The sequence below is a fragment of the uncultured Thalassospira sp. genome (assembly GCF_963976115.1).
Lineage (GTDB): Bacteria > Pseudomonadota > Alphaproteobacteria > Rhodospirillales > Thalassospiraceae > Thalassospira.
Genome location: NZ_CAXBJJ010000009.1, coordinates 203,189 through 226,268 on the forward strand (window position 1 = coordinate 203,189; position 23,080 = coordinate 226,268).

General features: G+C 53.8%; 20 protein-coding genes. 8 read left to right on the forward strand and 12 right to left on the reverse strand.

Translation table 11 applies throughout. From position 1 onward, the window contains the following. Positions 1–403: 403 nt before the first annotated feature. The 3 genes from AAC086_RS13795 to AAC086_RS13805 all read right to left on the reverse strand — a co-directional run bounded on the left by AAC086_RS13795 (position 404) and on the right by AAC086_RS13805 (position 4,359). Positions 404–2,095: a cache domain-containing protein gene (locus tag AAC086_RS13795; protein ID WP_339779409.1), complete on the reverse strand. Its 1,692-nt coding sequence runs from the start codon at positions 2,093–2,095 to the stop codon at positions 404–406. Positions 2,096–2,362: 267 nt separating this feature from the next. Then, on the reverse strand, positions 2,363–2,818 hold the full coding sequence (locus AAC086_RS13800; RefSeq protein ID WP_339779410.1) for a DNA polymerase III subunit chi: 456 nt from the start codon (positions 2,816–2,818) through the stop codon (positions 2,363–2,365). Between the two features lie 71 nt (positions 2,819–2,889). Beyond that, positions 2,890–4,359 (reverse strand): leucyl aminopeptidase, encoded by a 1,470-nt coding sequence (locus tag AAC086_RS13805; RefSeq protein WP_339779411.1) that lies wholly within the window; start codon positions 4,357–4,359, stop codon positions 2,890–2,892. Between the two features lie 276 nt (positions 4,360–4,635). Here AAC086_RS13805 and AAC086_RS13810 point away from each other — a divergent pair, with 276 nt between their 5' ends. Then, positions 4,636–5,871, forward strand: a complete 1,236-nt coding sequence (locus tag AAC086_RS13810; protein WP_339779412.1) for an NnrS family protein — start codon at positions 4,636–4,638, stop codon at positions 5,869–5,871. A gap of 12 nt (positions 5,872–5,883) precedes the next feature. Here AAC086_RS13810 and AAC086_RS13815 read toward each other — a convergent pair whose 3' ends face one another. Both AAC086_RS13815 and amrS read right to left on the reverse strand, forming a co-directional pair. Next, on the reverse strand, positions 5,884–6,363 hold the full coding sequence (locus AAC086_RS13815; RefSeq protein ID WP_339779413.1) for a GNAT family N-acetyltransferase: 480 nt from the start codon (positions 6,361–6,363) through the stop codon (positions 5,884–5,886). Between the two features lie 110 nt (positions 6,364–6,473). Next, positions 6,474–7,604, reverse strand: coding sequence for an AmmeMemoRadiSam system radical SAM enzyme (gene amrS / locus AAC086_RS13820; protein WP_339779414.1), 1,131 nt, complete (start codon positions 7,602–7,604; stop codon positions 6,474–6,476). Between the two features lie 98 nt (positions 7,605–7,702). On the opposite strand from amrS, the gene amrB reads away from it, so the two are divergent. Continuing rightward, positions 7,703–9,178, forward strand: a complete 1,476-nt coding sequence (amrB, locus tag AAC086_RS13825) for an AmmeMemoRadiSam system protein B (protein WP_339779415.1) — start codon at positions 7,703–7,705, stop codon at positions 9,176–9,178. A 93-nt stretch (positions 9,179–9,271) separates the two neighbouring features. Continuing rightward, positions 9,272–10,087, forward strand: a complete 816-nt coding sequence (cysQ, locus tag AAC086_RS13830; protein WP_339779416.1) for a 3'(2'),5'-bisphosphate nucleotidase CysQ — start codon at positions 9,272–9,274, stop codon at positions 10,085–10,087. 79 nt (positions 10,088–10,166) lie between these two features. Here the strand turns inward: cysQ and AAC086_RS13835 are convergent, their stop codons facing one another. After that, positions 10,167–11,072 (reverse strand): LysR family transcriptional regulator, encoded by a 906-nt coding sequence (locus AAC086_RS13835; protein ID WP_339779417.1) that lies wholly within the window; start codon positions 11,070–11,072, stop codon positions 10,167–10,169. A gap of 97 nt (positions 11,073–11,169) precedes the next feature. Here AAC086_RS13835 and AAC086_RS13840 point away from each other — a divergent pair, with 97 nt between their 5' ends. Then, a complete protein-coding gene (locus AAC086_RS13840; protein WP_339779418.1) occupies positions 11,170–11,706 on the forward strand; it encodes a DMT family transporter in 537 nt (178 codons plus the stop codon). Positions 11,707–11,947: 241 nt separating this feature from the next. Here the strand turns inward: AAC086_RS13840 and AAC086_RS13845 are convergent, their stop codons facing one another. Beyond that, positions 11,948–13,126, reverse strand: coding sequence for an MFS transporter (locus tag AAC086_RS13845; protein ID WP_339779419.1), 1,179 nt, complete (start codon positions 13,124–13,126; stop codon positions 11,948–11,950). 305 nt (positions 13,127–13,431) lie between these two features. Here AAC086_RS13845 and AAC086_RS13850 point away from each other — a divergent pair, with 305 nt between their 5' ends. The 3 genes from AAC086_RS13850 to AAC086_RS13860 are packed head-to-tail and all read left to right on the forward strand — an operon-like array spanning position 13,432 to position 16,710. Continuing rightward, entirely contained in the window at positions 13,432–14,418 is a 987-nt protein-coding gene (locus AAC086_RS13850; RefSeq protein ID WP_339779420.1) for an L-threonylcarbamoyladenylate synthase, read from the forward strand. 47 nt (positions 14,419–14,465) lie between these two features. Next, a complete protein-coding gene (locus AAC086_RS13855; protein WP_339779421.1) occupies positions 14,466–15,926 on the forward strand; it encodes an FAD-binding oxidoreductase in 1,461 nt (486 codons plus the stop codon). A 37-nt stretch (positions 15,927–15,963) separates the two neighbouring features. Next, the gene (locus tag AAC086_RS13860; protein ID WP_339779422.1) at positions 15,964–16,710 is read left to right on the forward strand and encodes a DUF4336 domain-containing protein; all 747 of its coding nucleotides are present in this window, start codon (positions 15,964–15,966) and stop codon (positions 16,708–16,710) included. 68 nt (positions 16,711–16,778) lie between these two features. Here AAC086_RS13860 and AAC086_RS13865 read toward each other — a convergent pair whose 3' ends face one another. The 4 genes from AAC086_RS13865 to AAC086_RS13880 form a co-directional block, all read right to left on the reverse strand. Then, positions 16,779–17,621, reverse strand: coding sequence for an HAD family acid phosphatase (locus AAC086_RS13865; RefSeq protein ID WP_339779424.1), 843 nt, complete (start codon positions 17,619–17,621; stop codon positions 16,779–16,781). A 207-nt stretch (positions 17,622–17,828) separates the two neighbouring features. Next, positions 17,829–18,170, reverse strand: a complete 342-nt coding sequence (locus tag AAC086_RS13870) for an acylphosphatase (protein ID WP_339779426.1) — start codon at positions 18,168–18,170, stop codon at positions 17,829–17,831. Positions 18,171–18,240: 70 nt separating this feature from the next. Beyond that, a complete protein-coding gene (locus tag AAC086_RS13875) occupies positions 18,241–18,624 on the reverse strand; it encodes a DUF1244 domain-containing protein (RefSeq protein ID WP_339779428.1) in 384 nt (127 codons plus the stop codon). After that, the gene (locus AAC086_RS13880) at positions 18,617–19,351 is read right to left on the reverse strand and encodes an HAD family hydrolase (RefSeq protein WP_339779429.1); all 735 of its coding nucleotides are present in this window, start codon (positions 19,349–19,351) and stop codon (positions 18,617–18,619) included. The genes AAC086_RS13875 and AAC086_RS13880 overlap by 8 nt, the downstream gene beginning before the upstream one ends. A 337-nt stretch (positions 19,352–19,688) precedes the next feature. On the opposite strand from AAC086_RS13880, the gene AAC086_RS13885 reads away from it, so the two are divergent. Next, positions 19,689–20,423 (forward strand): SDR family oxidoreductase, encoded by a 735-nt coding sequence (locus AAC086_RS13885; protein ID WP_339779430.1) that lies wholly within the window; start codon positions 19,689–19,691, stop codon positions 20,421–20,423. A gap of 103 nt (positions 20,424–20,526) precedes the next feature. Here AAC086_RS13885 and AAC086_RS13890 read toward each other — a convergent pair whose 3' ends face one another. Next, positions 20,527–22,722, reverse strand: coding sequence for a methyl-accepting chemotaxis protein (locus AAC086_RS13890; protein ID WP_339779431.1), 2,196 nt, complete (start codon positions 22,720–22,722; stop codon positions 20,527–20,529). Positions 22,723–23,080 lie beyond the last annotated feature (358 nt).

Genomic DNA, 23,080 nt, shown 5'->3' on the forward strand with positions numbered 1-23,080 from the left:
TAAATACATAAAAATAATGTTTAACCTAAAGCATTTTTCCTTTAATATGACCCATTTTGCCAGCTCATTCTGCCGCCTGGTAAGGAGAAGTCCGCAGGGCGTAATGGGTTTACGGACAAGGATTTCGACGCGGCCAGGCGGCAGACTGCGCTGGCCCACAGGGTTTGATTTTGGCGGTGTTTGGCAGCGTTACACCGCTCGCCCGATGCGCCGCATCGCGCAGCGCGCTGTGCCTTGCCAAACGACACGCCAAAAACAAACAAAATGGGTCATATTAAAGGAAATATGCTTTAGTATTTTTACACCCCGGTCGTCAAACATGCAACCGACTGCAAGGGGCCTGAAACCATATGCCTCCTGGCAATATGCCTCATCACACCTCGCAGCCGTGCTTGTAAAACGACTACTTGTCTCTGATCTCGGCAAGGAATGTTGAAACAGCGCCCTTTAACTCACGGGCCTGATGCTCAAGTTCATCTGACAATGTCTGCACCTCGCCCGCCACCGTTTCTGTCTGACTGACCGAAGATGATACATCACTAATATTTTGCGAAACATCGCGTGCACCATGTGCCGCTTCTTCCACATTCCGGGCAATTTCCTGGGTGGCTGCCCCTTGTTCTTCGACCGCTGCGGCAATGGCACCGGTTGATCCATCAAGCTGGCGAATGGTTTCGGCAATTTCACCAATCGCGGTAACCGCTATGCCGGTAGCACTCTGAATACCGCCCACTTGCGAACGGATATCCTCGGTCGCTCTGGCTGTCTGACTGGCCAGAACCTTGACCTCGTTGGCCACCACGGCAAAGCCCTTGCCCGCATCCCCGGCGCGCGCGGCCTCGATGGTGGCATTAAGCGCCAGAAGGTTGGTTTGCTCGGCAATGTCGGAAATCAGGGATATGACCTCGCCGATCCGGGTCGCGGCATCGGCAAGAAGTTCGATTTTTTTATGGGTATCTTCAGATTTGCTGACAGCACCACTGGCCACCCGCGACGATTGCGACACCTGTGTACTGATTTCTCTGATTGAGGCCGAAAGCTCCTCGGCGGCGGCAGCAACAGTATCGATATTTGTCGACATTTCCTGGGATGCCGACGATACAATCACCGACTTTTCGCCCGCCGTGTGTGCCGTAATATTCATCGACCGCGCCGAGCGCTGCATCTTGGTCGCGGCATTGGTCACATATTCAACAACATGACCAACATTGACCTCGAAGTTGTTCGCCATTTCTAACAGGACCGCCCGTTTTTCGCGTTCGGCCAGTTTTTCATCTTCTTCACGCTGGCGACGCAGATTTTCCATTTCAATGGTCTTGGATTTAAACACATCCATTGCCCGCGCCAGATCGCCAATTTCGCTGCGATGATCAGTATAGGCAACGTCAATACCATGATCCCCCTCAGCCAAACGCAACATATTGTCGGAAATATTTTGTAACGGCTTGGTAATGCCGCGCCCGATCAACAGCGAAACAAACACCACCAACCCGGCAATCACAATGACCACAGTCATCATCGTCAGCAGGTTTTTTTGAAAAATGGCATCAACATCATCGACATAAATGCCCGTCGCAACGATCCAGCCCCACGGCTTGAACATTTTTACAAAGGAAATCTTTGGCCGCGTTTTTGATTTGTCCGGCGTAAGATAGGTATAATCGACAAAACCCTGGCCGTTTTCCGTCACCATGTCGACAAAGGCCTGATAATGACGCTTTCCCGCCCCGTCAACCGACGCCGACATATTGCGCCCAACCAGTTCGGGTTTGACCGTATGAAACAGCACCACCGGCTGCTGGTCAAAGACAAAGAAATAATTGGTTTCATCATAGCGCAAAGCCCCGACGGCCTTGCCAGCAGCGTCCTTTGCCTGTTCTTCGCTCAGCACACCCGATTGCACCTGCTGATAATAATAATCGATCAGTGATACGGTCGAATTAACCAGCGCCCGCGTCTTGTCCTTGCGATCATCCATCATCTGGGTTCGCAATTCAGACAGGCCAAATGCCCCGACCAAAATCGCGGCGAGCACGGCGCCTCCGACAATCAGCAACAACCGCTTGCCAATTTTCACCGAATTCAAACTAAACATTCCCGCGACTCTCCCCGCATCACCATGGCCAACCCTGCACGCGCAGCGACAAACGTCCGGTATCATCGAAAAACGACATTAAATTCTGCGTGAAATACACACAGCATTTTATATACGTGGGGATAGTTAGCCCATACTTCCAGAGGGCTAAAAAAACAGAATCGAAACAACGACCTGTGGACAAACACGGCCAAACCACAAAATCGGACAGAAGATGTTTAAAGGCGATGGAAGATAAGGGGCGGGCGTCACATCACACCGCGCGGGTCAGCTTTCCGCTTTCTTTTCCCACGATCCGCCGGGTGTTTGTTGCCAGTAGGACAATTTATGTCCGGCATCTTTCCAGTTTTTCCAGCGCGTGCGCGCTTCGGCCACCGCATCAAAATCGCGGTCGTCAAACAGCATGATCACGCGTTCATAATCGGCGACTTTTTCGCTGTCCGCACGGTCGGTCAGGAACAAAAACTGGGCATTGTTGGGGTTTTCATCAACGATGGTCAGCCAGACCGGCTGCAAGTCGGCATCGCCATCCTGTGCGCTGCCATGCGGCAGCCAACTGGCCTTGTCATAGGTCCAAAGCAGGGTATTAAGCGCATCAAGCCGGGCGTCGCCCTGTGTCATCACAACAGCACGCTTTTCGCGCTCCAGTGTTTTTAACAAAAGCGTCGGCAAGGCCCGATCTAACGGGGTATTGGTTAAATGATAAAACCAGATATCGCTCATAGATGTGTCATACGATGCAAACCCGTATCGGGGCAAGGATTGTCCCTGCCCCGATATGGGAAAAGCAAAAATCAGGCTTCGTGATTATCGGCAACGAAACGATCGAGCAGGCGCACACCATAGCCGGTCGCGCCTTTCGGGGCCACGTCGCTGTCTTTGACGGCCCAGGCCATAGCCGCAATATCAAGATGCGCCCACGGGCGATCCTTGGTGATAAAGCGTTTAAGGAACTGTGCCGCCGTGATCGACCCTGCCGGACGACCGCCAACATTTTTCATATCGGCAATGTCGGATTTCAATTGATCGTCATAAGCCTTGCCCAGCGGCAACCGCCAGACCGGCTCGTTCACCGCAAGGCCCGCATTGGTGATCTGGGTGGAAAGGTCGTCATTATTGGAAAACAGCCCGCCATTTTCATGGCCAAGTGCAATAATGATCGCCCCGGTCAATGTTGCCAGATCGACAATCAGGCTCGGATCGTATTTTTCCTGCACATAGGTCAGAGCATCACACAAAACCAGACGGCCTTCGGCATCGGTATTGATCACTTCAATCGTCTGACCCGACATCGATGTCACCACATCGCCCGGGCGCTGTGCGGTCGATGACGGCATGTTTTCAACCAGGCCAATCACACCAATGACGTTTGATTTGGCATTACGGCCCGCCAGTGCCTTCATCAGGCCCGACACAACACCGGCACCGCCCATGTCAAACTTCATGTCTTCCATGCCCGCCGCCGGTTTGATCGAAATCCCGCCGGTATCAAAGGTCACCCCTTTGCCAACAAAGGCAATCGGGGCTTCTTTTTTCTTGCCACCGTTCCAGCGCATCACCACCAGATAAGGCTTTTGTGCCGACCCCTGTGCCACGCCCAAAAGCGCACCCATGCCCAGCTTTTTCATTTCCTTTTCGTCAAGAACGTCAATCTCGACACCCAGCTTTTCCAAAGCACGCACTTCGGCAACAAAGCTTTCGGGATGAAGTACGTTTGCCGGTTCAGACACCAGATCGCGGGTAAAAAACACACCGTCGATCACTTTTTTGGCGCTCTCGAACTGTTTTTTGGCTTCTTTCGGTTCTTTGAGTGCAATCGAAACCGATTTCAGCGCCGGTTTGTCGTCCTTGGTTTCGGTGGTGCGATATTTATCAAACCGGTAATCGCGAAGGGCGCAGCCGGTGGCAAAATCACACGCAAGATCATCCATGTCAAACAGGACGACAACTTCTTTTTCGCCGGTTGCCTGTGCGGCAAGGGTTACCTGGCCGCCCAGTTTTTGCGCGGCAATCACGTCAAATTCGGCTTCGCTGCCGATACCGAAAATAACAATGCGCGACAGTTCCACATTTGCAGGTGAAAGAATTTGCAGATTCTGGCCGAACTTGCCCTTAAAGGTTGAGGCTTTGATTGCACGGGTCACAACGCCTTTGGTTGCTTCATCAAGCGCAACGGCACTGGGCATCAGATCGCCGCCCTCGGTGGCAAAGGCCACAACCGCGCCGGAAGCCGGAACTGCGAGATCGGAAAAAGTGATCTTCATATCGGAAAGGACTCCTGAAATTTTCTGGGTCTGTTTAAAGGGTCTTGGCCCGCCACCCAACTGCGGGCATATCCTGAACTTATCCTGTCTGGGTCAAAAACCCAATCTTCCCAATTTAACGTGATGCCCGCCGAAAGAAAGGGTTATCCCGTATAGAAACAAAAAAATCATTCATTTAGCCGGTCATCGCCACTCTAAAATTGCTAAAAATCAAGGCAACGATTTCACAGCAATGCACCATGGTGGTTCATCCTATCCAAGCAGCAAGGTCACATCATGGTTTCGCGCCCCATTCCCATTCTGATCACCGATCCCGCACCGCGTTCAGCACCAGGCAAAAATACCCTGCCGATTTGGCGCGGGGCCTTTCGCCCGTTATTTTTGCTGGCCGGTTTGCAGGCCATTATTGGCGTGGTGTGGTGGATGGCGTCCTTGATTCATGGCGTTTGGGCACCGCAACTGGGCACGTCAGCACTTTGGCATGGCCATGAAATGGTTTTTGCCTTTGGCGGGGCGGCATTGGGCGGCTTTTTGCTCACCGCCATTGCCAACTGGACCGGGCGACCGGCCCTTCACGGCCCTGTTATCATGCTGTTAACCGCCTGCTGGCTGGCGGGCCGGGTGGCAATGATATTTGCCGCCGACATCAATGTCGTGGTTTTGCTGGTCGCCGAACTGACCTATTTTGCCGTGTTAATCGCGTTCGCCGCCCGCGAACTGATAGAAGCGAAAAACCGTCGCAATTTGAAACTGCTGGCGGTAATTGCCGCCCTTGCCATCACCGATGCGCTGTTTATTCTTGCGGCCCGCGATACCATCGCCCTTGATGCCGAAATTTTCCCCCGCGTGGGCATTTTCATTTTTCTGGTTCTGATCGCATTGATTGGCGGGCGCATTATCCCCGGCTTCACCCGCAACTGGCTGATGCGGAACGGAAAATTACCCGACATTGCCGAACCTGTTTCGTTTAACCGTTTTGACGCGCTATGCATGGTGGCATTGCTCGTTTCAGCTATTCTGGCCTTTACCCCGTGGCAGCAGGTTGCCGGGATTGTCCTGATGATAACGGCGATTTTGCATTTTACCCGCTTGTCGCGCTGGCGCGGCATCCACACCCTAACCGATCCGCTGATCTGGATGCTTCATATCGCCTATTTGTGGCTTCCCATATGTCTGATGCTGGTTGGCATTGCCCTGCTGCGCCCCGATTTCTACGCCATCAATGACGCTGTTCATGCTGGCGGAGCCGGGGCAATGGCCTGCATGATCATGGCAGTTGGCGGACGGGCGGCCCTGGGCCATACCGGGCGAAGCCTTGTTGCCGGAAAATTGTTCACCATCGGGTTTTCGTTAATCTGGCTGGCAACAGCACTGCGCCTGATCGCGCCCGTTGCAGGCAGCCATTATTTGACGATACTGGCAACCGCAACCTTGTGCTGGATCGGCGGCTGGCTGTTCTTCATCCTGCGCTATGCCCCGATACTGGTCTGTGGCCCTATGAAAAAATCATAGGGCCACCCACCGTTACACCGGCATATCAAGCAAATCGTCCGGCCACAGGCCCGGATTAGCCCCCTTGACATATTCCACCTGCCCGTCATCGGCATCACCGGTTAAAACCCAGCCGTGACGGTCGTAAAAACCATGCGCCCGAATTTTCGGGTCGCTATCGGTGGTCAGTGATATTTCAGTGCAGCCCTGTGCAAACAGCCAGTCCTCGGCGGTTTTTAACAGGGTACTGCCAATGCCCTGCCCATCATATTCCGGGTCAATAAACAAGGCCCACAAGGTCGCTTCCCTGGGCAGGGCAATGGCAAAGCCGGTTATTGCCCCGCCTGTTTCCGCCACCCACATCCCGGTACCGTTATTAAGCCAGTCATGCCACGCCGTTTTGGTAATGCCGCGCGCCGCCAGTTCCGCCATCGTCAGGCGGTTTTCTTTCACCTTCAAACGAATGGCAAAAACAGCATCCACATCGCGGGCAATGGCAGGTCGTATGTTCAAATCAGTTGGTCCCATGCAAGGGCAAGGGTTCGCCCCTTGCAAACCACCCTGCCCCCCTTTTATCGCAGCACCACGCCGGCGCAAATAACAAAACACGGATCATATCATCGTTACGGCCTCGTCTGCACCACACTTAACCGCACCGGCTGGCGTTTACGGCCCCAGTTACCCGGTTGCGGGCGAAACACACCGGCACAGGCGGTGCCGCATTCGGTACAATGGCCCTGTGCGTCGAGCTTCCAGTCCGATAATTCATACCAGTCCCGGCCAATCAGCCTTGTCTTGCACTGATGGCAATAAGTGCTTGATGCCGCGTGATCATGCACATTGCCGACATACACATAGCGCAGCCCGTTTTGCATGGCGATGTCCCGCGCCCGGATCAGTGTTTCTGCCGGGGTGGCAGGCGTCTCCATCATTTTCCAGTCCGGGTGAAAGGCGCTGAAATGAAGGGGCACATCGGGGCCAAGGTTGGCCATGATCCAGCGGGTCATTTCATCGAACTCGCCCTCGCTGTCATTTTCGCCCGGTATCACCAGATTGGTCAGTTCAAACCACACCCCGGTTTCCCGTTTCAGGTAAACCAATGTTTCCAGAACATCGTTCAAATGGGCCGAACACAATTTATGATAAAACGCCTCGGTAAAGCCTTTCAGATCAACATTGGCGGCATCCATATGGCGGAAAAACTCGGCGCGCGCATCCTTGCCAATATAGCCCGCTGTTACGGCAATGGTTTTAATCCCCGCCGCCCGGCACGCCTTGGCCACATCCACCGCATATTCCAGAAAAATCACCGGGTCGTTATAGGTAAAGGCCACCGCCGAACAGCCCCATTGCCGGGCGGCCTGCACGATCATATCCGGGGTCGCCAGGCGGCCCACTGCATCCATTTGCCGCGCCTTGGATATCTCGTGATTCTGGCAAAATTTGCAGGTCAGATTGCAGCCCGCCGTGCCAAAGGACAAAACCGGACTGCCGGGCAAAAAATGGTTCAGCGGCTTTTTCTCAACCGGATCAATGCAAAACCCCGATGACCGGCCCCAGGTGGTCAGTACCATCTGGTCATTTTGCCGCGCACGCACAAAACACAATCCGCGTTGCCCTTCTGCCAGCTTGCAATAACGCGGGCAGACATCACATTGAATGCGGCCATCGTCCAACTGGTGCCAATAGCGACCTGGCACGGTGTCGGTTGGGGGTGTTTGCGCACTGGTATTGGCCGGGGGCGTGGTCATCATGATCGGGGTCCGCCTGTTTAATAAAATGTAGCATCCTTTGAAAATCTGGTCTTGCGCGCTATGTTTTGCAAAGGATCGCAGATCAAAAGGGATGCGTCATGACTATTATTCGCCCTGCCGCCGTTGCCGGAACATTTTATCCCGCCGATGCCGAAGAATTGCGCACAACCATAACAAAGCTGATGGCATCAGCCACCACACACGCCCCCCGTGAAAGCGCACCAAAGGCCATTATCGTGCCTCATGCCGGGCTGGTGTTTTCCGGTGCCATCGCCGCCGATGGCTTTGCCACCGTTGTACCAGCGATCCATACAATCAAGCGCGTGGTGATTATCGGCCCGGCGCATCGCATGGCGTTTCAGGGCATTGCCGCAGCCGATGCCACCGCTTTTGCCACCCCTTTGGGCACCGTACCGGTAGATGGGGCCGCTATTAACAGCGCTCTGGCCCTGCCGCAGGTGCAGCGGCTTAATGAAGCACATGTGCAGGAACACGGGCTGGAAATTGAACTGCCGTTTATTCAGCATCTTTTTGCGGGCCAGCCCGATGTGCAAATTGTGCCACTGCTGGTAAGCCGCTGTGCCGCCCACCAGATTGAAGAAGTGGTTGAAAAACTGTGGGGCGGGCCGGAAACCCTGATCGTGATTTCGTCCGACCTGTCGCATTTTCACGATGATGCCACGGCGCGCCAAATGGATGACCGCACCCGCCAGCTGATTGAAAATTTCCGTGCCGAGGAACTGGGGTTTGACGATGCCTGTGGGTGCCTGCCGATTGTCGGTTTGCTGCGCGTAGCACGCAAGCGTGGGATGACAGTGAAAACGCTTTCACTGCAAAATTCCAGTGCCACCAGCGGCGATACATCCCGGGTGGTCGGCTATGGCGCGTGGGCATTTTACGATGGCCTGGCGTCTGATCCGCAAAATGACGACATCAACGATGAGACAGATTTTGTCGATACCACCCAAAATATTTTGAACCGGCATGGCAAGGATTTGCTGAGCCTGGCCAGCCAGTCCATCCGCCATGGGCTGGCGCAGGATGCCCCCCTGCAAGCGAACATCGACACGTTGCCAGATGAGCTGAAACAACCCGGTGCCTGTTTTGTGACCTTGAAGTTAAATGGCGATTTACGCGGGTGCATTGGTTCCATCATCGCACATCGCGCTCTGGCGCAAGATGTGTGTGAAAACGCTTTCAAGGCGGCCTTTGGCGACCCGCGCTTTGCCAAAATTACGGCGGCAGACCTGACGGATGATCTGGAAATGTCGATTTCGGTATTATCAAAACCACAGCCGTTTCCCTTTGAAAGCGAAGCCGATTTTATCGACAGGCTGACCCCGTTTGAGGACGGTATTATTTTATCTGATGGCAACAAACGCGGCCTTTTTTTGCCACAAGTCTGGGATCAACTGCCCGACCCGACAGATTTTGTCCGTCACCTGAAACGCAAGGCAGGGTTGCCGATGGATTACTGGTCAAACACCATAAAAGCGCAACGCTTTGTCACCCGCGCGATTGAAAGCCGCGAAGCCTTTGCCAAAGGCGTCTTGTGGCGTGCGCATCCCGGCTAATCCAGAGCACCGGTTAAGATACGGACTGGACCTTTGATATAAAATTGCCTAGGTCATTCCTATGAACATATTCTCCCAGACAAAGGATTTCCCATGACCAACGGCTTGCCTGCAAATGCCCATGCCCTTGAAAACGGCCTGATCGAAATTGCCCGCAAGGCGGGGGCGGCGATCATGGAAATCTATAAAACCGATTTTGAAGTGCGCACGAAAGATGACGCATCGCCGGTCACCGAAGCCGACGAAGCCGCCGAGGCCATCATCCTGCCCGGCCTGCGCGCCCTGACACCCGATGTTAAAATCGTCTCCGAGGAAAGTGCGGGCGCAGGCAATGTGCCCGATGTTTCCGACGAAACCGATTTTTTCTGGCTGGTCGACCCGCTGGACGGCACTAAGGAATTTATCAAGCGCAATGGCGAATTTACCGTAAATATTGCGCTGATTGCCAAAGGCGTGCCGATTATGGGGGTTGTTTATGCCCCGGCACTGGAAAAACTGTATTTTGGTGGCCCCGATGGCGCCAAGCTGATTGAAAACAATACCGACCCCAAAACCACCACCATCACCGTGCGCCCCATGCCCGAGGATGGCATTGTGGTGGTGGGATCGCGATCCCACGGGGATCCCGACGCCATGAAAGCATTTCTGGGTGATTTGAAAGTCCGCGAAATGCGCCCGGCGGGAAGCTCGCTGAAACTGTGCCTGATCGCGCAGGGCGAAGCCGACCTTTACCCGCGCCTGGGCCGCACCATGGAATGGGATATTGGCGCGGGCCATGCCGTTCTGGCCGCGGCGGGCGGCACGGTTGAAAACATGGATGGTCGCCCGTTTGTGTATGGCAAAGGTGATTTCGCCAACCCGTATTTCATCGCGCGCAGCCCGTCGGTGCCGGTTAAGTATCAAGGATAAAACGCGCCCTTGTCGTGTATTCGGCGGGCCGGGCATTGCACGTCTTGCCGAATACCGAAACAGAATTTCAACGTCGGTGTTACGAAGCCTCCAGAAGGCGGGCTACGATTTGACGCAACCAAATATGTGCCGGATCACCGTCGCGCCTGCGATGCCATATTTGCCGGAACGCAAATTTCGGAATATCAATTGGCGGTTCAAACATAAAAAGCCCTTCAAATTTATCTTGACCCGCTACGATGCGCCGCGCCACCGTCAAAATCAAATCCGTTCCCCGCACAAGATCAACCGCAATGCGCCAATGCGGCACAATGACCGCGTTCCGGCGGTGTTCCCTTACGCGGGTCAGGGCGACATCAATTTCACTGGTACTATCGGCGCGCAATGCCACCAGAATATGCGGACTTGCCAGATACTGGCTTAGGTTACATGCTGCCATATCTGGAAAACGGGTCTTATCTGCCACGCAGATAAAGTCTTCAGAAAACAAAAAATGATCACACACATCGAGCCGACGTTCGGGAAACACACCCAAAGCCAGATCAATTTCACCTTCGATGACTTGTGACTGCATAACATCACGTCCCGCCTGACTGACAACCAGGTCACTATGGGGGGATTCTTTGCGTAGCACTTTAATGAGGCGTGGCAACAAAAGTGCGGCCCCGTAATCGGACATGGCAAGCCGGAAGGTTCGGCGTGCTGTCGCGGGATCAAACCCGGGTGTTATCAGCAAATCCTGAAGTTGACGTAATATATCGGCCAGTTCTGGCGCCAGATTACGCGCAAACGGCGTTACCTCCAACTGTCCAGCCCGGCGCACCAGCAGAGGATCATCAAGCAGGATCCGCAACCGACCCAAAGCATGACTAACAGCCGGTTGGCTTTTGTTAAGGCGCAATGCCGCGCGCGAAACATGTTGCTCCGCCAAAAGCGCATCTAGCACCACCAGAAGGTTCAGATCAATCGCCGATAAATTATTCATAATTCATATATTGAAGGTTCTAAATACGAATTTCCATTCATAATTTGAATGATAGATACCATGACGCATACGCATTTCACTTTTGGGAAATACAATCATGCAAAATATGGGTTCCTTCCTTCTTTTGGTTTTTGCCATGTTAGCCGGCGCCGCTGTGCCCTTTCAGGCAGGGGCAAACGCCACGCTCGGACGCTTGCTGGGCCATCCGTTATGGGCAACGCTGGTTTCTCTGGCGATCAGCATTGCTATCATTATTCCTGTGATGATGGCCTTTAAAGTTTCAATCCCCACCTTTTCAGAAACCGCTAAAAATCCCTGGTGGATATGGATGGGCGGTGCTGCGGGCGTTATTTACATCACCGCAGCATTACTGCTTGCCCCCAAACTCGGCGCAACCAACTTCATCGTCGCCGTTATTGCCGGTCAAATGATTGCATCGCTGCTGATTGATCATTTCGGGCTGGTTGGATTGCCGATACAGCCCGTAAATTTAATCCGCATTTCCGGCGTTGCCATGATCATACTGGGGTTGGTCGTAACACAATTAACCAGCCAGCCCCGACGCATTTCACCACCATCACAGCCTGCGCAACAATGCTGCACCGCCACGAAGCATCAAGGTTTAGCACCATAATCAGCAACATATCACGTTGGCGATGCACCATCGCCCTACCACGAAAAAACAGCATAAAAACCGCAGAAAACTTGACTTTTATGCAAAATTGGCGCAACATGTATTCATCGCCACACAACGTGTAGGTGACGTAAATAGCCGCCGGACAAACGGCGACGCGGTTCGGATCACTACCGCGGAGCGATACCGAACTATAGCGTAAAAGAGCCGCCATTTATTGGCGGCTCTGCGGTGTTTGGCGTTAAATTTCGGGTTGTTGCACATTCCGGCGCATCATCAGCAGCAACACAGCCCCCCCGGCCGAGAGCAAGACCAGTACAGGCAAGGCCCAGCTTCCCACCATCACCAGAAGCGACGTTCCTGCCGACGGACCGACAATAGCCCCCAAAGTATAGCTTTGCGAAACCAGCACCAAAACCCCAACCTGATATCCCTGCCCCCGGCCACAGGCCGCGATCAGGACGGCAGCGGTATAAAGCCCCGCCACCGCAACACCCAATACAAACTGAATGATCGCAGCGAAAAAACCATAGTCGGCAAACGCCAACGGCACAGCCCCCGCCAGCAGCAAAGCAAAACATAACCAGGACAGCCTGATTGGGCCGCCTTTATCGGACATATAACCAATAAGCGGCTGGCAAATCGTGCCGCCAAACACAAAGATGGCGGCCAGCCACAACCCGGCATCGGCAAGGCCGGTATCGCGTTGGGCCTGCAAGGGCAGAACCGACAAAAAACAGATTTCAACAAATCCCGCAACAAAAGCAATCAACACCAGATCCCAATGATCGATCCAGCGACGCAGGGCGGCCCCGGCCCCCTTTTGCATCGATGTCATTTCAATACGCGGCAGGGCAAAGCCACAAACCAGCGCAATAATTGCGGCAACAAACGCAATGCCCGACATGGCCATAGCGTCATCGCCACACCAGCCAATCAGGATCGGCCCCAGAACAATGCCAAGCCCCATCAGCGTTTCGTGAAATCCAACCGCACGCCCCATTTTGTCGTGCGGGGCCAACTGCACGATCAGCCCGTCACATACCACCCAGCGCAAAATCAACCCGACCCCGGCAAACAGGGTTGCCGGAAGAACAAAAACCGATTGCGGCGCATACATCACAACCATGATCAGGACGCAAAACGATAGCCCGCTGATCAAAAGCGGGATGAAGGGATGGACCTTGCGCAAAATCGCCGCAACAAAGAACCCGCCGATCAAATCTGCAACCCAGTAAAGCGACAACATCATGCCGCCATGCCGCTCGCCCAATCCGGCATTGGTCAGCGCGAGGGGCAACAGCGTGTCGATCACCCCGATCTGGATGATCTGCGAGACAAAGGATGCCAGATTGACCCGTGCCAGCGGGATGGCGATATGCGCAGGAAGAAGGGTGACAGACAGCCTGAGCAAAGACATAAACAGCCCTCCGTGCGGTGAAAACACCGTGGGGGGCCTGACGTGGGTGTTTACCGGCAGGCCGGACAAAGCCGCTGGCAAACATTTGCACGCACCACGCACGAACAGGCTGTTCAGAATGCCAGTTCTTGACCCTATGCTGTCAGACGCTACAATTCAATATTGCAGATTCATAGTGCCAGAATTTGTTGAAACCCGACGGGGCATCCCACTGCACTGCAACATCGCCTGCCAATCTGCCTTGCCTTTAGCGCCCAGTATCGCTAGGTCTTTCTATAGACTGAAATTTTATCAATGGTGGTGCCATGTCCCCCGCCCTGACCATCCGACCCTATTCCGAAGGTGCCCTTGCCCAGGCCGCAGGTAAATTGCGCGCCGGTGAACTGGTCGCGTTCCCGACCGAAACGGTTTACGGGCTGGGGGCCGATGCGACCAACAAAGATGCGGTTGCGGCTATTTTTGCCGCCAAACAACGCCCGTCCTTTAACCCGCTAATCAGCCATTTCCCCGACCGCGACGCCGCCGCGCGCCATGCGGTGTTTGATGCGCGCGCCGATAAACTGGCTGCTGCCTTTTGGCCTGGTGCCCTGTCACTGGTCTTGCCCAAACGCGACGACAGCCCCATTTGCGAATTGACCACAGCAGGTTTACCCAGCATCGCCCTACGCGTACCCGCCCATGATTTGGCCCGTGCACTTTTGCGCGCCGCCGACCGGCCCATCGCCGCCCCGTCAGCCAACCGGTCAGGCCGCATCAGCCCGACCACAGCGGGCCATGTGGCAGCGTCACTGGGCAATGCGGTTTCCATGATCCTTGATGGTGGCCCCTGTGGTGTTGGCCTTGAAAGCACCGTGGTCGATTTAACCACCGACCGGGTGGTGATCTTGCGCCCCGGTGGCATCACGGCAGCCCAAATCAGCGCGGTTGTCGGCAGCGATGTTGTCATGGCACAAACCGATGATGCGGCCCCAAAATCGCCCGGGATGCTCAGCAGCCATTACGCACCGGGCCTGCCCGTGCGGCTTAATGCCACAGCCCCCGATGACACAGTTGGCGACGAAGTCTTGCTGGCCTTTGGCCCTGATTGCATCACACACGGGTTTGCCAAGGTTTTATGGCTGTCAAAATCCGGCGATGACCGCGAGGCAGCTGCAAACCTGTTTGCCATGTTGCATCAGGCCGACCAATGCCGGGTCAAGGGAATTGCCATTTGCCCGATCCCCGATGACGGACTGGGCATTGCCATTAATGACCGAATGAAACGGGCCGCCGCCCCGCGCAGCCAGGCCTAAGCCCAAGCCAAAAGCACAAAGTTAACATCGTTACGATGGAACCCTTCATGTCCGCACCGGTTTCGACTGACACAACAGCCACGCCCCCCCTGCCCCTGCCAGCCGACCTTGTGGCAACCTTGCAAGCCACCCTTGGCCCCAAAGGCTGGAGCATGGATGCTGGCGTGCTGGAAGACCATAACCGCGAAGCCCGGGGCAAATTTGCCGGGGCGGCAAAGATTGTACTGTTCCCTGCCAGCACGGACGAGGTCGCCACCTGTGTAAGACTTTGCCACATAGCGGGCATTGCCCTGGTGCCGCAAGGTGGCAATACCGGGCGCTGCGGCGGTGCAGTGGCAAAATGTGGGCAAATCCTGATCAATCTGGCCCGCATGAACCAGATTATCGATATTGATGCCCGCGATTTCACCATGACGGTACAGGCCGGAACCATCCTGCACCGCATTCAACAAGCGGCGAGCGATCACGACCTGTTATTTCCCTTAAGCCTTGGCGCCCAAGGCAGTTGCCAGATTGGCGGCAACCTTGCCACCAATGCCGGTGGATTAAACGTCATACGCTATGGCAATACCCGCGATCTGGTTTTGGGTGTGGAAGTGGTTTTGGCCGATGGCACGGTTTGGCATGGCCTTTCGAAATTGCGCAAGGACAATACCGGCTATGATTTACGCGACCTGTTTATCGGATCAGAAGGGACGTTAGGCATTATCACGGCCTGCACCCTGAAACTGTTTCCCCATCCGCGCCATTTGGCAACGGCGTGGGTCGCGCTGGGCAGTGTGGATGGGGCGCTTGATTTACTGGCTCTGGCCCGGCGTGAAACCGGCGATGCCATTGCTGCCTTTGAACTGATGAGCCGGTTTGCCCATGATTTATGCCTGCGCCACATTCAAAATTGCGTCAACCCGTTGCAAACCGTTGCCCCGTGGTATGTGATGATCGAAATCACCTCGTCGCGCCCGCATGATGATCTGACCAGCGTGATGGAAGGGTTGCTCGAACGCGCCCTTGAAAACGGTTTCATCACGGATGCCACCCTTGCCCGATCAGATGCACAACGCGCCAATCTGTGGGCACTGCGCGAAGGCATCCCCGGGGCCCAAACCCGCGAAGGCGGCAGCATCAAGCATGATGTATCCGTGCCGGTATCATCGGTTCCGGCCCTGATTGAACGGGGCATTGCCCAGGCGCACAAACGCATTCCCGGCATTCGGCCCTGTCCGTTTGGCCATGTCGGTGATGGCAATATTCATTTCAATTTCAGCCAGCCCGAAAACATGCCGCGCGAAACATTTCTGGCCCAGTGGGAAGATTTAAACCGCGACATTCACGATATCGTCGCAGATCTCGGCGGGTCGATCAGTGCCGAGCACGGTATTGGCCAGTTAAAAGTAAAAGAACTGGTCCATTATGCCGACCCGGCAAAAATACGGCTTTTAACCGCGATCAAACAGGCAATTGACCCCAAAAACACCTTAAATCCAGGTAAGATCATTCCTGATAAATAACCTTACAGGTCTTTTTACGGCACGGGCGGGGACCAACATGTTTAAGATAGAAACCTATCAGCCGCTAAATGTTCTAAAACAGATTGATGAAAACATCTGGCTGGTGGATGGACCGGTCATCGGATTTCGCTATCTGGGATTAAAGCTGCCCTTTCCCACCCGCATGACGATTATTCGCCAGTCAAGCGGCGAAATATGGCTGCATTCGCCAATCAAACTGACCCCGGCCCTGCAAATTGCAATAGATGCCCTTGGCCCGGTCCGTTACCTGATTGCACCCAACACCATTCATTATGCCAGTATCCCACAATGGCAAAGGGCCTATCCCGATGCACAAAGTTTCGGGGTGCCCGGCATTGACAAACGCGCCCGCGCCAATGGGCTGGACATCAAATTTGACCACCTTCTGGGCAATGCTGCCGATCCAGGCTGGTCGGGTGAAATTGACCAACTGGTGGTGCGCGGCGGGTATTTGACCGAAGCCGTGTTTTTCCACCGCGCATCCAAAACATTGATCCTGACCGACCTGATCGAAAATTTTGAGGCCGACAAAATCAAAAGCCCGCTTTGGCGTTTTCTGATCAGGATATTTGGATCCATGGACCCGCACGGCGCAGCCCCGCGCGATATGCGGGCCACCTTTATCGGCTACAAACCGGCCTTGCGCCGTGCGGTTTCACAAATGATCGACTGGCAGCCACAACGGGTTATTATAGCGCATGGCCGCTGGTATGACAAAAACGCCATTGCCGAACTGAAACGGGCGTTCGCCTGGGTGCAATAAATCGTAAAGGGGTGCGACCCTGCCGCACCCCTTTGTAAATCAAAGATATAAATCAGCAATCAAACCGATTATTTCGGGCCTTGCCAAGCATTCAGCGCGTCGGTTTTCATCTGGCGGCGTTCTTCGACCGAAAGTTTCCAGTTATCACCAAAGGCCGCCGATTCCCATGAACCATAGGTCGGGTTTGGCAACATAAACCAGCGTTCGCCCCAATAATTGGCATATTCATCCATTTTGGTGATACGGCCTTTAAGATCGCCGCCCATATCATCAACAAAATCACCAAAGTTATCGCCAAACATCATGATGATGCGGTGATCGGCGGCAACCGCTTCGCGGCGCGTGCTTTTTTCCGAACCCCATTCCTTTTTTTCGCCCCGCACCATCACATGGTCGGCATCGGCATAGGGGAAGCCATATTTTTTAAGGTTGGCAATGGTGGCGGCTTCTTCGCCGGCTTTGCGGTTGGTGACGTAATAAACAGCCACACCCTTGTCGGCAGCGGCCTTGGTCAGTTCCAGCGCACCGGGGGTCGGCGTTGACATTTCGGTCGCAACAAATTCCGCCCAGGTTTTGGAACTGTATGACGTATCGGCAGTTACAACCCATGACTGATAAGCCGAATTGTCGAGAACGGTTTCATCAACATCCAAAACAATCGCTGGCGATTTCGACATGTAATTGTCGCCCTGCTCCAGGGCCGCTGTCCAGCCATGATCGCCAATCGCCGCATCCAGCAACCGCTGTGCACCGGCATAAACAGATTTCGCTGTGGTTTTGTATTCGACCGAGGTCTGATACCACAATGCGGCATTCAGCCCGTCATTCGGTTTTGCGTCCTGTGCCTGGGCCGCAAACGAGACCAAAGTGGCAAGTGCCGTGGCACCGACCAGTTTCATAAATACGTTCATCAAATCATGCTCCCTGTTATCTGCCCGGCGGTTGACCGCCCGGTCAGGATCTTTGGCAGGATGCCATGTTGATCGAACTTGGAAACCCCCTTTTTGTCACAGATGCGACAATCGCCCGCAAGTGCGACATTTTCGCCACGACCTGTGCGAAAACAAAGTCGGCGCGATTATGCAAATCACGCTGATCTAACAAAACAGGGGTTTAATTTAGAGAGTTGAACGTTTTTCGAACCCGGAAAATTCCACGCCAATCGGCACGGCTTCTTCGTGGACCCGTGTCACATGCGCATTTTCCGGGCCGTGCTGTGCGGCTTGCAGCATCGATTGCACAAGAGTTGGGGCACCGCAAAAAACCGCCTCGACTGTACCATCACGGCGGTTCCGCACCCAGCCGGTCAGGCCGCGTTTGCGGGCCTGCTCAACCGTCCATGCCCGAAACCACACCCCCTGCACCCGGCCTTCTATGCGAACAAGCACAGAAATATCGCCCGTTCCACTCTTTATATCCGGGGCAGAATCTGACACAAAATCAGGATCGGTCCGGGTCATGGTAACCTTCCTTTCGCTGTGCAAATGTACAAAACCGGTCACTCCGCCCGGTATTCACAAATATTCAAGCTTATTTGGCACCGGGAATATTGGCATGCAAATGGCTGTTTTCCTTGAAAAGACGTTTTTGTTCATCGCTGGCCGGGACCTGATGATTGTTTTTCCAGGCGTCATAACTCATGCCATAGACCACTTCGCGGGCCTGGTCATAATCCATGGAAATATTATGGTCGCGCGCGGCTGATAAATACCATTTTGCCAGGCAGTTACGGCAAAAACCGGCCAAATTCATCAGATCAATATTTTGCACATCCTTGCGATTTTGCAAATGCCCGACCAACCCGCGAAACGCGGCGGCCTCAAGCTCTAACCGGGTTTGCGCATCGATATCTGCGGCAATACCACTGCCTGTTGCGGCTTCGTCACTTAAATTCGATCCGGCACAGTCAGACATTTTCCATCCTTTCGTTCGCACGTTGTGTGCTTAACGATGTAATCAGTTCGGGCACCTGCGCAATGTCGGCGGCTTCACAAAACAGGTCATTGTCAATTTCGATCTGACCAACCATTTCATGAACCCAGGTAATTTCATAAGGCACATGAATGGCCGCCCCGCCGCATTCCAGCACCGGTAAAATATCAGATTTCATCGAATTGCCGATCATAACGGCGTCCGATGGCTCCACCCCATAACGACCAAAAATGTTGCGATAGGTCAGATCATCTTTTTCCGAAACAATTTCGACCCCGGCAAACAGCTTCTCCAAACCGGACCGTTCGATTTTAAGCTGCTGGGCGATCAGGTCGCCCTTGGTAATCAGGATCATTTTGCAATCGGACCGGTCAGCAAAATGGCACAGCACCGTTTTTGCCCCGTCAATCAGCCGGGTTGGTGCGCGCAACATTGCTTTGCCAATTTCAGCCAGTTCATGAATTTCGGCAGCACTGATTTTTTTATCCGAAATTTCGATCGCCGTTTCGATCATCGACAGGGTAAAGCCGGTAATACCATAACCATAGATCGACAGGTTTTCCAGCTCGGCCTGATAAAGCCGATCATTCACCGTGTCTGCATCGCCGAAATTTTCCAGCATTTGGCGCAGGCGGATATGGGCATCGCGAAACAGTGGCTCGTTGTGCCACAGGGTATCATCGCCATCAAAAGCAATCAGCTTGAACATTCACACTCTCTTGTATCGTTTCTTATAAACGGGCCTGACGACGGCACGGCTTTTATGGGGGCAGACCATAAGCCAGCCCCCCGCACCGGTAAAGCCCTGCTCTTTTGTATTTAATATGCGCGAAGGGCTTCGCAAAGAGGCACCGACCGGCAATTTCGTCATCTCCCGACGAAGGGTTCCAAATATGCCATCCAGGGCCTGGAACAATCAGCCTGTAGCTTTGTGCAACAAGTGCGGCTGACTGTGTATATTCCCCACCATGCTTTGCGCCTAGCTTGCGTCAGACCCGAACGGGGCGGGTTTGAACAGCCCCATCCAGACGCAAGGAGCCATATCAATGTCCTATATTGAAAACAAAGTTGTCGCCATTACCGGTGCCAGCAGCGGCATTGGCGAAGCAACCGCCCGCCTTTTGGCCGAAAATGGCGCACAGATTGTCCTGGGCGCCAGGCGCACCGACCGCCTTGAAAAACTGGCTGCCGAAATTACCGGGGCCGGTGGCAAGGCCGTGTTCACCAAACTTGATGTAACAAACGCCGCCAGTGTTCAGGATTTTATCGATTTTGCCATCTCAAGCTTTGGCAAGCTGGATGTTCTGTATTCCAACGCCGGTGTCATGCCGCTTTCCATGATGACATCGCGAAAGGTGGATGAATGGAACCGCATGATTGATGTCAATATCCGGGGGGTTCTGAATGGTATTGCTGCGGCATTGCCAGTTTTTGAACAGCAGGGATTTGGACATTTCATCAATACGGCCTCGATCGGGGCGCATGTCGTGGTGCCGACGGGCGCGGTTTATTGTGCAACCAAATATGCCGTTTGGGCCATTTCCGAAGGCCTGCGCCAGGAATCCGAAACCATACGGGTCACTACCATTTGCCCCGGCGTGGTCGAGACCGAACTGGGCCACGATATTACCGAAGAAACATCGAAAGGCGCACTAAGCGCATTTCGGAAAATCGCCCTGTCACCCGATGCCATCGCCCGTGGTGTTTGTTATGCCATCGACCAACCCGATGACGTTGATGTTAATGAAGTTATCATTCGCCCAACCAGAAGCGCCTTCTGACACCGCCGGGCAGGAAAAGCCACCGGCGTATTTTCCGGTGGCTTTTCTCATCAACAATCAGATCGTAAAAAATGCCCCCGCCGTCAAGCGGAGGCACCTGTAATTAACGCCGCACTGATTTAAGGAACCTGTCAACCTGGTCTCTAAGCATCGTGCCGTTTTTGCCAAGTTCGGCAGCCGCACTCAGAACCTCTTCAGCAGCACCGCCTGTCTCTCCGGCGGCACGGGTTACATCGTCAATATTGGCAGATACATCCGCCGTGCCCTCAGCCGCCTGAGAAACATTTCGTGCAATTTCTTGCGTTGCGGCTGTTTGTTCCTGAATGGCCGAGGCAATGCTTGTCGAAATCTCGTTAACGCTGCGGATCGTGTCCGAGATCTCTTTGATGGCAACGGCGGAACTGCCGGTTGCATCCTGAATGGCCCGCACCTGACTGGCAATTTCATCGGTTGCTCTTGCGGTCTGGGTTGCCAGCGTCTTGACCTCGGAGGCAACCACAGCAAAGCCTTTGCCTGCGTCACCGGCACGGGCGGCCTCGATGGTTGCGTTAAGTGCCAACAGGTTGGTTTTGCTGGCAATATCATTAATCAACAGCACGACTTCGCCAATTTTTTGAGCCGCATCATTCAGGCCGCGAAATTTGGCATTGGTATCCGTCGCCTGATGAACCGCAGCCCCGATGATGTTGGTGGACTTTTCAATCTGCGCACCGATCTCAAGGAAAGATGCCGATAATTCCTCGGTCGCAGAGGCAACCGTCTGAACATTTTTCGCTGTCTCCTCGGATGCGGCGGCGACCACAACAGAACGTTCGCTTGTCGTATTGGCGGTTTGCGACATCGATTTTGCCGTCGCTTGCAATTCCGTTGCCGCCATCGTTACCCCGGAAACCAGACCCCCAACCGACGTTTCAAATTCATCCGCCATGGAATGAAGGGCCAAACGCCTTTCTTCCTCGGCCTTCGCCTGATCTTCGGCACGCTGGGAAATGTTCTGTTTCAGGTCTTCCAGCATCTTGCGCAAGGCTTGTGCCAACACGCCAACTTCGTCTTCCTGCTCGATATGCAAGGTCTGATTAAAATCATTGCGCGCAATGCCATTGGCAAAATCTGCACAACTGCGAATGGGTTTTGCAATGCTGCGTGCGGCAAGTACAATCAACACCATGGCAACCACGGCGATGGCCAGCCCAACCATAACAGACCAGAAAATACTGCTTGATGTCCGGGACTGCATCGAAGCGGCCAGTTCATTGACGGTTGCCTGCACCACCTCGCGCGGCACCGTAATCAGGATCGCCCAGGCCGGTTGACCAATACCCACGTTTACAGGTGCATATACATCAATATTGGGCGAAGCAGCGTCGTCACGCACCATTCCGGCACCTGATGACTGCACCTGATCAAATCCCGAGTGCCACGCCGGGTCCACAGAATCCGTTTTTTTGCCAATGGAAGCCGCATTTTGACTGTTGGCGACAATCAGGCCCTCATTGCCCATGATGGCAACAGTGCCAAGCCCGTCATACAGGGAGGCGTCTACTTTTTCAGCAAGCGTTTGCACAAAATCAAGATTATAGTCGGCACCGGCAACGCCGGTAAACTTGCCATTGACCATGATCGGCACCGACATTGTGGCCAGAAACACCGATTTCCCCTGCACGATATAAGGTAACGGGCCGAGGATATTTTCCTTCCCGGTTGTGGAGGGTGAAATATACCAACCGCCCTTCACCAACCCGTTAGGATGCTTTTCACTGCTGTCATATTCAACAAGCGGTTGAATGGCGATTTTACCATCCGCCGAACGCGTCCAATAGGGCAAGAACCGGCCTGTGTCATCCGACCCCATATCCCGATTACCCTTAAAGGCCGCATCGTTTCCATCAAGCGCATCTGGCTCCCAGGCGGAATAAGTGCCATTAAATGACGGGTTTTCCTCCAAAACGTTTTCCAGCACAGCATTAAACTGCCCGCGCCGCGACGCAATAAGCGTTCCATCTTTGCCGTTACTGGCCAAAACCGAAAAAACATGGGCCAGACTGCGGGCCGCCCCAAAACCCAAATTCAGCTCAGTCTGAATTTTCTGGGCTTCGAATTGAGCCCGATTCAAAAGAGTGTCTTTGACCTGCTTGTCGACGATACCCATCATTTCCGTCGTGATGTAGGTATTGCTTAAGCGGGTCGACACCAGATTGTATCCCACCAGTGCGGCGACGGTCACCACTAGGCAGGCACCTGAGATCAGCGCAATCTTGAGTTGAATGGATCGTATACGTGACAAAGCAAAAAACGGCATTTTGAATCCCTTTCGGCACCAGATCTGTCCAGGCACCATGCATATTCCCTTTGGTATAGAAAATACATACTTTTGTATAAGTGTTTATTGACCCATATCAACAAAGGTAAGGAACCGCAAAGATTGGAATTCATCTAATATTGAAAAAGCATTCCCCTAATAAGTTTAATTGTTAATTTTTTCAAAATGTTGCACCGCATCGCCCCGGCTAATTGACTTGTCTTCTAACAACCATTCATTTTTTCTCCAATGTTTTCGCGGCCATAAACTATACTAAAGAACTAGCCCGTGAACGCGAACTTACAGACATACCACGCCAAAACCCACCCATAACCCTGAATTGAAAACGGGGTAGTGG